This is a genomic window from Shewanella sp. MF05956 (genome assembly GCF_059758055.1).
In genome coordinates this window covers 215,504-230,840 of sequence record NZ_JCAYNV010000007.1, presented here as the reverse complement: position 1 = coordinate 230,840, position 15,337 = coordinate 215,504, and the positions used below count along the sequence as shown (strand labels likewise).

Genomic DNA, 15,337 nt, shown 5'->3' with positions numbered 1-15,337 from the left:
AGCCGACGAAGATAAGCATTGTTGGAAAACAAAAGCGATGCATGATGAATCCATCGATGCTTGAAGCAGTATTAAAGGCTGGATTTAGTAGTTAGGTTAAAAATTAAACACTCATGCGGTGACCCTGGGTAACCGTATGAGTTTGTTTTTTATTCACAATAAATGATTACAACACTCATTTACGTCCAATGAATCATTAAGCGATAACGTACTGAAAAAAATAAGTTTTAACAACATACTATGAGTATAATGGTTCGCCGTACAAACAGAATAAGTATGATGTTAAATTGCAGAAGACATTTGAAAAATATGACAAAAAGTAAACTTTCTAACGCTTTGTGGGTTTTACCCTTTTTTTTAGTTGCACCATGTAGTGCTTCTCAGCTTGATAAGGCAGAAAGTATATTTAAATGCCACGCTGATCAGCCTAAATCGATAGATGTTGTTATTAGTAAAATGGATAACTCGTTTAAATTAGAGCAATTTAATATTGAGAGTTCAAAGCTTGCTAGTGCAGCGCTAATTAGTGATGTGAGTAAATCGAGCTACCACCGCTCTTTAGTGACAGAGCACAGTATGACTTTCACGTACGGCGATAGTGAAGTCTTAGTGAGTGACTACTACAGCGAAGAACTTAATATGATTACTAAAGAAACATCAGTAACAATACAAAAAATTGGTACAAAAGAATATTGGCTTTGTGATGATTCAAGCTTTAGTCAGTTGGGCTCTATTGAAGATTTCTAGTTAGTTACATAGGTATGGCTGAATTACTTATGTCATTGCAATTAATGGTCTTTTATAGTGATTTTCAATATCCATCTGGTAAAATATTGCCCGATTCGCCTCATAATTAGGTCTGACAGCGGTATGAACCTTGCAGACCGTGGTGGTCAAAATGCCTGGTGTGGCTCTTTTGTTGCTTGGGTGATGAAACAAAATAATTTTGAACCCGTGAAAAATGCTTTTAGAGCGAAATCGTGGATTGATTTTGGTAAACCAATAACTCAACCTGTTTACGGTGCTATAGGCATTAAATCAAGGCAAGGTGGTGGGCATGTAGCGTTTGTTGTAGGGCAAAGCGTTGATGGTCAGTATTTGTTTATGCTCGGAGGTAATCAAAGTAATAGTGTGAGAGTTTCTAAGTATAAAAAAGAGGTATGGGATGATTTTGTTGTCCCTTCCAACTTTGATTCATCATCGGCCTCTTTACCTATTTATACTCAAAAGTCATCGATTGCAGGAAGTGAAGCATAATGAAAAAAATAATAGTCATCCTATTCTTGTTAGTCGGTGTTATACATTCCGCAATAGCTCAAAGCGTCGTTTCATTAGAATTAAACGGTTTTATACAAGCAATCGAAAATGTTCATTATCTTGCTAAAATAAAAGTCACTAAAGTAGAAGTAACGGTCCAAGATGATGGATTAGAAAAGCAGGTTTATTTTGCTGACGTTCTTGATACCTATAAAGGTGAATTTCACAAAAAAATAAACTATGAAATGCTTGTGGAGCAAGGTGAGGATATCGTTTTTAATTCGACACCTGTTTATGTCGCACTGTGTATAAATAGTACAGGAAACTACTACTGGCCCGGTACTGGCTCAGAATTCAAACTTTCAACAGCAATTGACTTATGGTTAGCTGAAAACAAAGAAAAATTGATAAATATGGACACTGTCGAAGGATGGTGTAAGTAACCTGAACTCGGGATAACAAAAGGTTTTCAAACAGCCCTTTGTCTCGCTAACGGTGTTGAATGAACTTGCAATAGGCCAGCTATTGACGCATTAATTCGCCTTGTTAGCAAAACAAATGACAAGTTTGAATATTTGAACCCTAATGATTTGATTCTAAGAATTTTACTCCCATTTCTTACCCCGAGTTCACTAACCTAATCCGTTGGGGAATATCTCATAGAAATGGAATTATATCGTTAGATTGTCAAAAATCAGTTCACGAAAATTAAAGAATTACAGATTTTATTTCTTATTAAAGTCAACTATGACAAGGATAATACGATGTCATCGATAAAAATAACTCAAGCTGTCGGGCTGGGTGGCGCAAACAATCTAAACGATGTAAAAACAGTACAAATGGCTTTAAATAAATTACTCAATTTCATTCCTCCTACAAAATCATTAATTGTTGATGGCCGTTTAGGCTCTAGGCCTGAAAGCGCTAAAACTGTTGCTGCGATAAAGCTATTTCAAAGTAAAGTGCTCAACATGGTGCGACCAGACGGTAAAATTGATGCTAATGGTCGAACTCATCGAAAGATGAATGAAAAGTTGGCCGGTAGCATTGGCTTAAATATCGGGCTTACATTAAGGGTAAAAGGTATTAACTTATTAAAAGCAATAGAAAATTTTAGAGGCAACCCTTATGATGATCAAACTGGTTTTGATATAACAGCATGGGTTGAAGGAGCAACCATTGGATATGGTCATTTAATTACTAAAGGTGATTGGGCTAGATACAGTTCTTCGATTACAATATCTGAGGCATCTATTTTATTTGAACATGATTTAGCCCCTTATGTTCGAGATGTGAGGCAACAAGTAAAAGTAGCACTAACTCAACAACAATTTGATGCACTTGTTATTTTTACCTTTAATATCGGCGGTTCAACTTTAAGTCATCTTCGGTATTAACGTTAATTAATGACTCTGCAGCACTGACATCCTATCCGAATTTAGAGTCCGCTTGGAAAGCATGGAAAAAATCTCAAGGGATTGTTAATAAGGGCTTAGTTAATCGCAGAAATTGTGAATGGAATATTTATACAAAAGGGATCTATAAAGAATGGTAAAATTAACAAAGATTATTTTTTTAACTTTTCAACTGTTCGTTATTTCACCGTGTTTCGCTATAGATAATCCTGATGCTCCAGATTATGTCAGCGATTTTATAGCTGATGCACTTATTTATGAAAATAAGTTGTCACAATGTAGTTGTAGTTCTATTGAATTAACTGCTGAATTTGAAGCGTTTAATCAGTTTTTAGACCAACGTCTAGTCCATTCTGAGCGTCTAGTTAATCATTTCGTAACAGGTGATGAAAAATTACTATTTAATGATTCACAAGCTTCTTGGGAAGCTTATGCTAAAAAAGAAAGTGATTTTATACTAGCTAATTGGACAAAAGAAAGTTTCGGTTCTTCTTACTTGTTGTCTCGATTAGATTATCTAACCAGCATCAAGAAACAGCGAATAATAACCCTTTATTATTATGCAAAAAACTACCCACCTTTATGACTTATGTTGTCCTTCAATTCTTATTCAACATCACCTCCAGTTAATGCGTTCGTTGCTTAACTGGAGTTATTTCATAGTCTTAGTGATTATTTGTCTAGCACCAGTATTAACTCAATAAACTTATCACTATAATATTTTACGCCTAATTTTATACCGAAATTAGCCTAAATCAACATCATAAATACCATCAACAACGTAAAGGAATACTATGCACGATATATTTGGCGAAATTAGACGCGAATTTTACACTCAAACAATCAAGGAGTGGTTAGGTTGGATTGTGGGGACATTTCTGCTTGTCGTGTTGATTAAATGGTTTGCTCAACAATATGACGTCCCTGAATTTGAGTTTCATGTCTGGGTTTCAGCGACGCTTTATCTCTGGTATGTCTCGACTATTAGCTTATTAATCGGTAGCACCTACTTTATAGCCCGTAATGCTCAAACTATGTTAGAGAGGCGAGCAACACACCCTCAAAAGCCCGACAGTATTGATTTAACCAATGATTTGGTCAGAGTTAAAAAAATCAAGATTAAAGCCGCGACTATTGCCGTCGTTGCACATGTTATTAATGCCGGTCTTGTTTACTTTGTCACAGGCCACGTGCCTGGCATGACGTCTGAATATCAATTGTATGCTGTGATAGGTGTGTTTGCGATAGCAGCCATTAAACCTGCGATGTTAGCGGTAAATGCGGTTCGGATGGAAATTTTTGGCATGATTGAAGAAGCTGATTATCCACAACAATCTGTAGCTGATTTATGGCGAGTGGTGAATGACTTTAACGACTATGAAGAACGATTAGAAAAAGTATTTGAACGCATAGAAGACGTTAAGCAGGAGTTTAGTCGTGAAAAAGAGATTGCGATTTCTGATATTGTTGAAAAAATAACAGTATATAAAGCTGAATTACACGCGGTATTTGATGAAAAAATAACACTTTTCTCCACATCAGATAGCACAAGAGAAGCAGCTTATCATGCGTTAAAAGAAGCGCAGGCACCACTCAGTAAAGAAGTCTGTAAAATATTGGCGGAACTGCAAAACTTACAAAGCTTTGTGATTGATTTACGTGATAAAAATATTAAGGGTGAGCAATTGATGTCAGCATTAAAAGAGTTTGGAATTGAATCATTGGCTGATTTAAATGTGAGTTTTCAAAAATCGATAGTGACGCATAATCCTCCCTTACGAAGTGTGCCATCGCCAATAGTAGATGAAGGCATACCTAGCTAAAAACGTCTGATTTTTATAGTTCGATTGAGTGATGATGAGGGTGTGTTACAGGTTAACGCACCTGCTTTAACTATGGCTTAAGTGTTATACCCTATACTATGCGCTTGTCGAAGATAAGGTCATGTAACAGCCAATTGTTCCTGTTGTTGAAGATGGTACGCTACTACTTAATCACTGTGGTACATCACATGCTCAGTCTTCCTCATTAGTTTACATGTAATTTACACCGCTTTGACAGCTGATAATAATGCCCATCTAACAGGTTTTCTGGATGATTGCAGTTTGATGTTGAGTTGTCTTTATCGTAAGCGTCTAGCGAAGTACACCTAGCATCGATGTTCTGATTATCTAAAAATACCTGCTCAATGATAAATTTGGAGCAGGTGATGAAAACATACAGAACAACTACTCAGTGGCAGATGCTACTTCAACAACGCGGCTCGTTTAGTGGCACTAATATCGAATTCTGCCAACACCATAATGTCGCTATTACCACTTACTATAAACAGCGCGCTTTACTGGCTGAGTATCAGCCTAATTCAACCTTGCCAGTGCAAACAACGAACCCCACATCATCACGTTTTATTCAGGTAAAACAAACCACCACTGAAGTCTGCGCGCAAACTCATCAACATGTGGTGCAGTTTGATATCCGCACAGGCCAGTTAATGTTTCCAGCCAATTTAGCAACGAACGATATCGTTGCCATTATTAAAGGGCTAACGGCATGAAGATGTTTGTTGATGTGCCCACCGTTTATTTATGTGCTGATGTGGTCGATTTTCGTAAATCGATTAATGGATTGGCGGTGTTGGTGGAAGCAGAGCTTGAACTACCTGTGCTCAGTGGCGCACTATTTGTCTTTTGTAATAAAGGGCGCGACAAACTCAAACTGCTGTACTGGGATAACACAGGGTTTGCCCTGTGGTATAAGCGTTTAGATAAACATAAGTTCAAATGGCCTAAACTCATGTCACCCACCATGACGTTAACCGAGCAACAATTACACTGGTTATTAGCAGGTTATGATGTGATTGGTCACAGCAAAATGGATGTCGCAGGTAAGACCATGCTTTAATTATTCAAAAGAGTTGGCGATCGATTGATGATCATCAAAAGACGTTCAGTTAGCACTGGAAAGCCTTTTGTTATGCCTTAAAATAGGCGTTATGAAAAATGAACTCGCCCTTAAACAGCGTATTGCTGAACTTGAAAAACTGTTAGCGCAGAAGGATGCACAAATCGCAGCCTTGGAAGAGCGCTGGCGTCTGGCCCAACAAAAACAATTCGGCAAGAGTGCTGAAGGCTTTATCGGCCAAGGCGAGTTATTCAATGAAGTGGAAGAGATTGTTGAGGAAGTTGAGGCAGAGCAGCAATCCATTAGCTATACCCGTAAAAAGCCGGTGCGTAAGCCACTGCCAAAAGACTTACCCCGTGAGCAGGTTATTCACGACATCACCGATAAGACCTGTGATTGTTGTGGCGGTGAGCTGCATAAAATGGGTGAAGATAAGTCAGAAAAGCTTGAGTTTATACCCGCTCAAATCAAAGTGATTGAGCGCATTAGGCCTAAGTACGCTTGCCGTCACTGTGATAAATCCTCGACTCAGACACCGATAAAACAAGCCTCAATGCCTGCCATGCCCATCAACAAAGGCATTGCGACGGCGAGTTTATTGAGCCAACTTATCACCAGTAAATACCAATATGGGTTACCGCTTTATCGCCAGGAAGCGATGTTTAAGCAATACGGTATTGAACTCAGTCGCCAGACCATGAGCAGTTGGATAGACAAATCCGCCACACTCTTCGCGCCATTAGTTGCGCGGCTTAAAGCCGAACTGCTAAAGCAGCCCACGTTGTTTGCCGATGAAACACCATTGAAAGTGGTGAAATCCGATAAAGTGAACAGCTATATGTGGGTGTATTGCTCGGGTCGAGACTCACCAGACCCGAATAATCCTATCCCTAATATCGTGCTTTACGACTTCCACAATAGTCGCGCGGCCGCGTGCGTGGTCAATTATCTTGATGGATATCAAGGGTACTTGCACGTGGATGGTTATCAGGCCTATGCCAAAACAGAGGCAACGTTAATCGGCTGTTGGGCTCATGCTCGTCGTAAATTTATCGAGGCGAAAAAGCTACAAGGTAAAAACAAAACCGGCAAGGCAGATGTGGTATTGAGCCTTATCCAAAAATTGTACGGCGTTGAGTCACGCATCAAAGATAAAAGTGTGGATGATAAATACACGACAAGACAACAAGCCAGTGTGCCTATACTGGACAAGCTAAAAGCATGGCTTGAGCAGAACCAGCCAAATTTAGTGGGCAATGCCAAACTGATTGAGGCGGCTAATTACCTGGCTAATCAATGGCACAAGCTTATCCGCTATGTGGATGATGGACGACTCAGCATCGATAACAATAGAGCTGAACGCGCAGTAAAACCGTTTGTGATAGGCCGAAAGAATTGGTTATTTAGCCAAACGGCTAACGGTGCACATGCTAGTGCAACCCTTTACAGTATTGTGGAAACCGCAAAGGTTAATGGACTCATCCCATTTGATTACATCATGGCTTGCCTTAATGACCTGTGCCAACCAGCACCGGATATCGATAGCTTGTTACCCTGGAATTTTAAAAAATAGGTGTGGTTCGCTAGACGCTTACTCTTTATCAAGTGATACTGTTGTTTTAGATTAACTGAGAGCAATTTAGAGGGGAGTTATTCTGAATTAGGTTAGCAATCATTAGAGGTATTTAACGTTGATTTATTCACTACGATAATAATCAGTCACATCCAAACTTAGATAACAAAAAAGCGCCTTTCGGCGCTTTTTTAGTTTGGTTAATCAGGTGATTAACGCTTATCAACGCTCACAAAATCACGCGCAGACTCGCCAGTGTATAACTGACGTGGACGGCTGATTTTATGGCCTGGTTGATCTAACATTTCTTTCCAATGTGAAATCCAACCAACAGTACGTGACAGTGCAAATAACACTGTGAACATATCGTTAGGGATACCAATGGCTTTCATGATGATACCAGAGTAGAAATCAACGTTCGGGTATAGCTTCTTAGAGATGAAGTATTCATCTTCAAGGGCAATACGCTCAAGTTCCATTGCTACGTCTAATAATGGGTCAACCACTTTAAGTTCTTTAAGGACTTCATGACAGGTTTCACGCATCACTTTAGCGCGAGGGTCGAAGTTCTTATAAACACGGTGGCCAAAGCCCATTAGACGGAATGGATCGTTTTTGTCTTTCGCTTTCGCGATAAACTCAGGAATGCGATCAACACTGCCGATTTCTTCTAACATTTCTAAGCAAGCTTCGTTAGCACCACCATGAGCGGGCCCCCACAACGAAGCAATACCAGCTGCGATACATGCAAATGGATTCGCACCAGAAGAACCAGCTAAGCGGACTGTAGATGTAGAGGCATTTTGCTCATGATCAGCATGCAATACAAAAATACGTTCCATTGCTTTTTCAACGACTGGATTAACTTTGTACTCTTCACATGGAGTAGCAAACATCATCGACAGGAAGTTACCCGCATAACTTAAATCGTTACGTGGATAAACAAAAGGTTGTCCCATTGAGTACTTGTAGCACATCGCTGCGATTGTCGGCATTTTCGACACTAGGCGGTAAGCTGCAATTTCACGATGCTTTGGATTGTTCACATCAAGAGAGTCTTGATAGAAAGCAGATAATGCACCGGTTACACCACATAGCATAGCCATTGGGTGTGCGTCACGACGGAAGCCTCTGAAGAAGAATGCAATTTGCTCATGTACCATAGTGTGTTCTTTCACTGTGGCAACAAATTGTTCGTAATCAACTTTCGACGGTAATTCACCGTAAAGGAGCAGGTAGCATAAATCTAAATAGGTCGATTCGGTTGCTAGCTGTTCAATTGGGTATCCACGATGCAACAAAATACCTTTATCACCATCGATATAGGTAATTGCTGACTCACAAGATGCAGTAGCTAAAAAGCCTGGATCGAAGGTGAAATAACCTTTCTTCCCAAGTGTGCTAATATCGATTACATCAAAACCTTCAGTACCTTTTTTAATCGGTAGGTCGATTGAATCGTTTCCTGGTAACTCTAATTTGGCTATATTATCAGCCATACCCCGTTCTCCTTACGTCATTCTTATCTATGAGTGCGGCATGTTAAGCGGACATTACTGTACAGTGAATGTGGATCACAGATCAATTTAAATAAGCGTTTAAATTTGTTAGACCATGGTATATATCAGCTGAAAACCGCTCTGCGCTTGCATTAGAATAAAAAATCAATAAAAAAACTTATTTTGCATAATGTGAGGTTTGTATTTGACAATTCCCACGAGTATACTTGCCTGCGTCCCTAAGGGAGACCAACGTCACAGTTTAGGAATGATGAATTTACGAACTAAATAGTGATTTCTCAACTGATTAAGATGTGTGAGTAGTCTGTTTTTTGTTTAATACTGTTATGCCGAATGTCGACATTGTCCATTAAGCAAAAAAATAGACACATAACAAAAACAATGCTCAATGGAGCTGAGTGAGCAGAACGTGAAAAAGCAAAGACCTGTCCATCTAGACCTGCAGACGATAAGCTTTCCTGCGACAGCTATCGCGTCAATCCTACACCGCATTTCCGGTGTCATCATGCTATTTGCTATTGGTATCCTTCTTTGGTTGTTAAATTCAACTTTAACATCAGCAGAAGGTTTCGCTAGCGTACAATCCTTGTTCGATGGTTTCGTGATGAAGTTCATCCTCTGGGGAATTCTTACCGCGTTGGGTTATCACTTATTAGGTGGCATTCGCCATTTAGTGATGGATACCGGTCGTTGGGAAGAGTTAACTTCGGGTGTCGCATCAGCTAAAGCTACTTTTGCTTTAGCAGCGGTTTTATCAGTAATAGCGGGGATTTGGGTATGGTAACAAACGCAGCAAGTTTTGGACGCAGTGGTGTTCATGACTATATTCTATTACGCGCAAGCGCAGTGATTCTCGCTTGTTATACTGTCTTCTTAGTTGGCTTTATCGCGTGTAGTGCCCCGTTAACATTCGAGATTTGGAATGGCTTATTTAGTTCACTTCCAATGAAAGTATTTACCCTTATAACGTTAGTTGCTTTGCTTATCCATGCGTGGATTGGTGTATGGCAAGTATTGACAGATTATGTCAAAAATACAGCGTTACGTGGTGTATTACAGTTTACCTTTGTATTGATTGCTTTTAGTTATTTAGCGTCAGGCATAGTAATAGTGTGGGGTGTTTAAGTGAGTATTCCAGTACGCGAATTTGATGTAATCGTAATCGGTGCCGGCGGCGCGGGTATGCGTGCGGCATTACAGATTTCTAAAGAAGGTAAGAGCTGTGCGCTTTTATCTAAAGTGTTCCCGACTCGTTCTCATACCGTTTCTGCTCAAGGTGGTATCACCGTAGCATTAGGTAATGCACACGAAGACCATTGGGAACAACACATGTACGACACGGTTAAAGGTTCTGATTTTATCGGTGACCAAGAAGCCATTGAGTTTATGTGTCAAACCGGTCCAGAAGCAATTATCGAACTTGAGCAAATGGGTCTACCGTTTTCTCGTTTCGAAAATGGCACAATTTATCAGCGTCCTTTCGGCGGCCAGTCGCGTAACTTCGGTGGTGAGCAAGCAGCTCGTACTGCTGCAGCAGCAGACCGTACTGGTCATGCGTTGCTTCATTGCCTTTATCAACAAAACGTCAAGCATAAAACAGATGTGTATTCTGAATGGTATGCATTAGATCTCGTTAAAAACGAAGATGGCGTTATTGTGGGTTGTACTGCGATTGAAATTGAAACGGGCGAGATTGTTTATTTCAAAGCCAAAGCAACTATTTTAGCCACTGGCGGTGCAGGGCGTATTTACGCTTCAACCACTAATGCGCACATTAACACTGGCGACGGTGTTGGTATGGCTGCTCGTGCAGGCGTTCAGTTACAAGACATGGAAATGTGGCAGTTCCACCCTACGGGTATTGCTGGTGCAGGTGTTTTGGTTACTGAAGGTTGTCGTGGTGAAGGTGGATATCTTCTAAACAAAGATGGCGAGCGTTTCATGGAACGTTATGCGCCAAACGCGAAAGATTTAGCATCACGTGACGTGGTTGCACGTTCAATGATGACTGAAATTCGTGAAGGCCGTGGTTTAGACGGTCCTTTAGGTCCACATTGTTTACTAAAGCTTGATCATTTAGGTAAAGAAACCCTTGAAGCTCGTCTTCCTGGTGTATGTGAATTGTCTCGTACCTTTGCTCATATTGATCCAGCCGATGGTCCAATTCCAGTGTTGCCAACTTGTCACTATATGATGGGCGGTTTACCGACTAAAGTGAGTGGTCAAGTTATTCGTATGAATGATGATGGCACTGAACAAGATGTATTAGGTTTATTTGCTGTGGGTGAGATTGCTTGTGTATCTGTACACGGTGCAAACCGCTTAGGTGGTAACTCACTGCTGGATTTAGTGGTATTTGGTCGTGCTGCTGGTCAGCATTTAGGTAAAGCATTAGATGCGACACCTGATCCAAAACCGGCTTCAGACGTAGAAATTAATGCATCACTTGCTCGTCTTAATCGTTGGGAAAGCAACAAAGACGGTGAAGAGCCTGCGGTTATCCGTAAAGACCTTCAATTGTGTATGCAGTTAAATTTCTCTGTTTTCCGCAGTGGAGATGCCATGGCTGAAGGTTTAGAACAGCTACAAGCAATTCAAAAGCGTCTTGAAAATGCTAAGTTATCTGATAATTCGACAGAATTTAATACTCAACGTATTGAATGTTTAGAGTTAGATAATTTAATGGCTACAGCGCTAGCAACGGCTTATGCAGCTAACTTCCGTACTGAAAGCCGTGGTGCGCATTCTCGTGAAGATTACTTAGATCGTGATGATGATAATTGGTTATGTCATAGTTTGTATAACCCAGTCACTCAAGGTATGAGCAAACGTGATGTCAACATGACACCTAAATTACGTGAAGCGTTTCCACCCGTAAAACGTACCTATTAGGCAGGAGTTGCAAAAGATGAAATTAACATTTGCATTGTATCGTTATAATCCTGATGTAGATACCAAGCCTTATATGAAGGATTACACCCTTGAAGTGCCTGATGGCACTGACATGATGGTGTTAGATGCGTTAATTAAACTGAAAGAACAAGACTCAACGCTTGCGTTCCGTCGCTCATGCCGTGAAGGTGTGTGTGGTTCTGACGGTGTAAACATGAATGGTAAAAACGGATTAGCGTGTATCACGCCATTATCGACCTTTAAAGGGAAGAAAATTGAAATCCGTCCTTTACCAGGCATGCCAGTAGTTCGTGATTTGGTTGTTGACCTTACTCAGTTCTACAAGCAATACGAAAAAATTAAGCCTTATCTGATTAATGACGAACAGGCTCCAGCTCGTGAACATTTACAATCACCTGAAGAGCGTGCTCATTTAGATGGTTTATATGAATGTATCATGTGTGCATGTTGTTCAACTGCTTGTCCATCTTTCTGGTGGAATCCTGATAAGTTTATCGGACCAAGCGGTTTATTACATGCTTATCGTTTCTTAATTGACAGTCGTGATACGGCCACAGAAGAGCGTTTATCTGAACTAGATGATGCTTACAGTGTGTTCCGTTGTCATGGCATCATGAACTGTGTTGATGTTTGTCCAAAAGGATTAAACCCAACTAAAGCGATTGGTCACATTAAGTCAATGCTGCTTAAGCGAGCTGTTTAATGCACGAAGTTGAGCAAAATAATGTAGATTATTAAGCTCTAATAAGAGTCATCTTCAATCTTGGGGATGGCTCTTTTGTGCGTTATAAGTAAGACCTTCTGCTATTATCTTTTAGCTTATTGAAGATAATGTCAGTCTACGTGTGAAGTAACTTCGTTACTCACTGTTATGTTTATGGCTAGCACGTGTATCAAGTTTGAAAGGAATAACAATGCACCAAGGCATCATGAAAGCCTGGCTCGAGTCGTCACATTTAAATGGTTCGAACTCGTCCTACGTAGAAGAGATGTATGAATCCTATCAAGAAGATCCGCAATCAGTTTCGTCTGATTGGCAGCTTGTTTTTGATAATCTTCCTCCCGTTGAAGGTGCCTCTGTCGAAGTACCGGAAACTGCCCACTCTAAAGTTCGTGACTATTTCCGCAGTTTAGCACTAGAAAGTCGCTCTAAAGGCGCTGCTCGCGTCAGCGACCCTGAGCTGGATGCGAAGCAAGTTAAAGTTCTGCAGTTAATTAACGCTCACCGTTTTCGTGGCCATCAAAATGCCAATCTAGACCCATTAGGGTTATGGAAGCGTGAAGCTGTTCAAGAATTAGATCCTGCTTATCACGGGTTAAATGCTGAAGATATGCAACGTGAGTTTAATACGGGTTCATTCGCTTTAGGCGGTGAAACCATGAAACTTGCTGATATCATTCATGCCCTTAAAAGTACTTATTGTGCTTCTATCGGTGCTGAATACATGCATATTACTGACACCGATGAAAAGCGTTGGATACAACAACGTCTTGAACCGACATTAGGTAAAGCCAAATACGATAATGCAGTTAAAAAACGTATTCTTGAAGGCTTGAATGCGGCTGAAGGTATTGAAAAATATCTTGGTGCTAAGTTCCCTGGTGCTAAACGTTTCTCGTTAGAAGGTGGTGATGCGCTCGTTCCGATGATGCGTGAAATCATTTATCGCGCAGGTGAAGCTGGCACGAAAGAAATCGTAGTGGGTATGGCTCACCGCGGTCGCTTGAATTTGCTTATTAACGTGCTAGGTAAGCGTCCTGCTGAATTGTTTGACGAGTTTGCCGGTAAGCATGCTGATACTCATGGCTCAGGTGACGTTAAATATCACCAAGGTTTCTCATCAGATTTTGAAACGCCAGGTGGCAATGTCCATTTAGCGTTAGCCTTTAACCCATCTCACTTAGAGATCGTTAATCCAGTGGTTATTGGTTCTGTTCGTGCTCGTCAAGATCGTCGTGGTTGTAAAGACGGCCTGCAAGTGATGCCTATTACCATTCATGGTGACTCAGCCATTACCGGTCAAGGCATTGTGCAAGAGACATTTAACATGTCTCAAACACGTGGCTTTACGGTTGGCGGTAGTATTCGTATCGTCGTCAACAACCAGGTGGGCTTTACCACATCTAACCATGCTGACGTGCGCTCTACAGAATACTGTACCGATATCGCGAAGATGGTTCAGGCGCCCATTTTCCATGTGAATTCAGATGATCCAGAAGCTGTAGCGTTTATTTCTCAGTTGGCTGTAGATTATCGTAATGAGTTTAAACGGGATGTGGTGATTGATTTAGTTTGTTATCGCCGCCATGGCCATAACGAAGCGGATGAGCCTAGTGCAACGCAGCCGCTAATGTATGCCAAAATCAAAAAACACCCAACACCACGTAAAATATACGCTGACAAATTAATTGCTGAAAACAGCATTCCTGCTGATGAAGTGACCGGGCTGATTAACCATTACCGTGATGCGTTAGATGCGGGTGATTGTGTGGTTAAAGAATGGCGTCCTATGACGTTGCATACTGTTGACTGGACACCGTATTTAAATCGCGAATGGGATGAAGATTACGCCGGTTCAATGTCGATGGAACGCTTGCAGAATTTAGCCAACAAGTTGGTTGATATTCCACAAAGCCATACATTACAGTCTCGCGTTGCTAAAATTTGTGCCGATCGTGCTTCAATGGCCTCAGGTGAGAAATTATTAGACTGGGGTTTCGCTGAAACCTTAGCTTATGCTTCTATCCTTGAAGACAAAAAGCGCGTTCGCATTACCGGTCAAGACTCTGGTCGCGGCACGTTCTTCCATCGTCATGCGGTTTTGCATAACCAAAACGACGGAACGACCTATTTACCTTTGCGTAATGTGGCTGACGAACAAGGGCCAATTGATATTACAGACTCAGTGTTGTCTGAAGCATCAGTACTTGCATTTGAATACGGTTACGCAACAGCAGAACCTGGTGGATTAACCATTTGGGAAGCGCAGTTTGGCGACTTTGTTAACTGTGCCCAAGTGGTTATTGACCAATTCTTATCATCTGGTGAGCAAAAGTGGGGCCGTTTATGCGGTCTAACAATGTTACTGCCTCATGGTTATGAAGGTCAGGGTCCAGAGCATTCAAGTGCGCGTTTAGAGCGTTTCTTACAACTTTGTGCTAACCACAATATGCAGGTATGTGTGCCATCAACACCGGCACAGGTTTACCACATGTTGCGTCGCCAAGTTGTACGTCCTATGCGTCGTCCATTGGTTGTGATGTCACCTAAATCTTTATTGCGTCACCCGTTAGCGGTATCAAGTTTAGAAGAACTTGCTGAAGGCACTTTCCAAAATATTATTGGCGAGATTGATACTTTAGACGCAAGCAAGGTTGATCGCGTTGTATTTTGTAGTGGTAAAGTGTATTTCGAGCTTCTTGAAAAACGTCGTAAAGAAAACATCACTAACGTTGCCATTATTCGTGTTGAGCAGCTATACCCATTCCCTGATGTGGAAATGCGTGCAGCATTAGAAACATATCAACATGTTAAAGATTTTGTATGGTGTCAGGAAGAGCCGCAAAACCAAGGTGCATGGTACTGTAGCCAGCATCACTTCTGGGCTAACATTCCTGCAGGTGCTCAACTAACTTATGCCGGTCGTGAAGCGTCAGCTGCACCAGCATGTGGTTATCCATCACTGCATGTACACCAGCAAGAATCATTAGTTAATAGCGCATTAAAACTGTCGTAATAGATAATTTATATAAAGGGA

The 15,337-nt window shown here is 41.0% G+C and carries 15 protein-coding genes and 1 pseudogene; 15 read left to right on the top strand and 1 reads right to left on the bottom strand.

The annotated features are described in order from the left end of the window. Nucleotides 1-272: 272 nt before the first annotated feature. From AC19MX_RS10055 to tnpC, 10 genes and pseudogenes are all read left to right on the top strand, one after another. Nucleotides 273-323: pseudogene (locus AC19MX_RS10055) on the top strand (hypothetical protein); the annotation flags it as partial. Then, complete coding sequence (locus tag AC19MX_RS10050) at nt 310-747, top strand: hypothetical protein (protein WP_432406030.1); 438 nt, start codon at nt 310-312, stop codon at nt 745-747. The pseudogene AC19MX_RS10055 and the gene AC19MX_RS10050, both read left to right, overlap by 14 nt. Nucleotides 748-870: 123 nt before the next feature. After that, nucleotides 871-1,257: a TIGR02594 family protein gene (locus tag AC19MX_RS10045; protein ID WP_432406033.1), complete on the top strand. Its 387-nt coding sequence runs from the start codon at nt 871-873 to the stop codon at nt 1,255-1,257. Then, nucleotides 1,257-1,700, top strand: coding sequence for a hypothetical protein (locus AC19MX_RS10040; RefSeq protein WP_432406035.1), 444 nt, complete (start codon nt 1,257-1,259; stop codon nt 1,698-1,700). Before AC19MX_RS10045 ends, AC19MX_RS10040 begins: the two co-directional genes overlap by 1 nt. A 321-nt stretch (nt 1,701-2,021) precedes the next feature. After that, nucleotides 2,022-2,654, top strand: a complete 633-nt coding sequence (locus AC19MX_RS10035) for a glycoside hydrolase family protein (RefSeq protein ID WP_432406038.1) — start codon at nt 2,022-2,024, stop codon at nt 2,652-2,654. Nucleotides 2,655-2,805: 151 nt separating this feature from the next. Further along, on the top strand, nt 2,806-3,258 hold the full coding sequence (locus tag AC19MX_RS10030) for a hypothetical protein (protein ID WP_432406041.1): 453 nt from the start codon (nt 2,806-2,808) through the stop codon (nt 3,256-3,258). A 208-nt stretch (nt 3,259-3,466) separates the two neighbouring features. After that, nucleotides 3,467-4,495 carry a hypothetical protein gene (locus AC19MX_RS10025; protein WP_432406043.1) on the top strand — a complete coding sequence of 343 codons (1,029 nt, stop codon included), beginning with the start codon at nt 3,467-3,469 and terminating at the stop codon, nt 4,493-4,495. A 386-nt stretch (nt 4,496-4,881) separates the two neighbouring features. Next, a complete protein-coding gene (locus tag AC19MX_RS10020) occupies nt 4,882-5,226 on the top strand; it encodes an IS66 family insertion sequence element accessory protein TnpB (RefSeq protein WP_432406118.1) in 345 nt (114 codons plus the stop codon). Beyond that, on the top strand, nt 5,223-5,573 hold the full coding sequence (tnpB, locus tag AC19MX_RS10015) for an IS66 family insertion sequence element accessory protein TnpB (RefSeq protein WP_432406121.1): 351 nt from the start codon (nt 5,223-5,225) through the stop codon (nt 5,571-5,573). Before AC19MX_RS10020 ends, tnpB begins: the two co-directional genes overlap by 4 nt. Before the next feature lie 91 nt (nt 5,574-5,664). Further along, on the top strand, nt 5,665-7,146 hold the full coding sequence (gene tnpC / locus AC19MX_RS10010; RefSeq protein WP_432406124.1) for an IS66 family transposase: 1,482 nt from the start codon (nt 5,665-5,667) through the stop codon (nt 7,144-7,146). Nucleotides 7,147-7,358: 212 nt separating this feature from the next. On the opposite strand, the gene AC19MX_RS10005 is transcribed toward tnpC, so the two are convergent. Further along, nucleotides 7,359-8,645, bottom strand: a complete 1,287-nt coding sequence (locus AC19MX_RS10005; protein ID WP_432404740.1) for a citrate synthase — start codon at nt 8,643-8,645, stop codon at nt 7,359-7,361. A gap of 409 nt (nt 8,646-9,054) precedes the next feature. On the opposite strand from AC19MX_RS10005, the gene sdhC reads away from it, so the two are divergent. From sdhC to sucA, 5 genes are all read left to right on the top strand, one after another. Further along, entirely contained in the window at nt 9,055-9,450 is a 396-nt protein-coding gene (gene sdhC, locus AC19MX_RS10000; RefSeq protein ID WP_432404743.1) for a succinate dehydrogenase cytochrome b556 subunit, read from the top strand. Continuing rightward, nucleotides 9,444-9,791: a succinate dehydrogenase, hydrophobic membrane anchor protein gene (gene sdhD, locus AC19MX_RS09995; protein ID WP_432404746.1), complete on the top strand. Its 348-nt coding sequence runs from the start codon at nt 9,444-9,446 to the stop codon at nt 9,789-9,791. The genes sdhC and sdhD overlap by 7 nt, the downstream gene beginning before the upstream one ends. Continuing rightward, nucleotides 9,792-11,558 carry a succinate dehydrogenase flavoprotein subunit gene (sdhA, locus tag AC19MX_RS09990; protein ID WP_432404749.1) on the top strand — a complete coding sequence of 589 codons (1,767 nt, stop codon included), beginning with the start codon at nt 9,792-9,794 and terminating at the stop codon, nt 11,556-11,558. Nucleotides 11,559-11,574: 16 nt separating this feature from the next. Continuing rightward, nucleotides 11,575-12,282: a succinate dehydrogenase iron-sulfur subunit gene (locus AC19MX_RS09985; protein WP_011637799.1), complete on the top strand. Its 708-nt coding sequence runs from the start codon at nt 11,575-11,577 to the stop codon at nt 12,280-12,282. A gap of 211 nt (nt 12,283-12,493) precedes the next feature. After that, the gene (sucA, locus tag AC19MX_RS09980) at nt 12,494-15,316 is read left to right on the top strand and encodes a 2-oxoglutarate dehydrogenase E1 component (RefSeq protein ID WP_432404752.1); all 2,823 of its coding nucleotides are present in this window, start codon (nt 12,494-12,496) and stop codon (nt 15,314-15,316) included. Nucleotides 15,317-15,337: the final 21 nt, after the last annotated feature.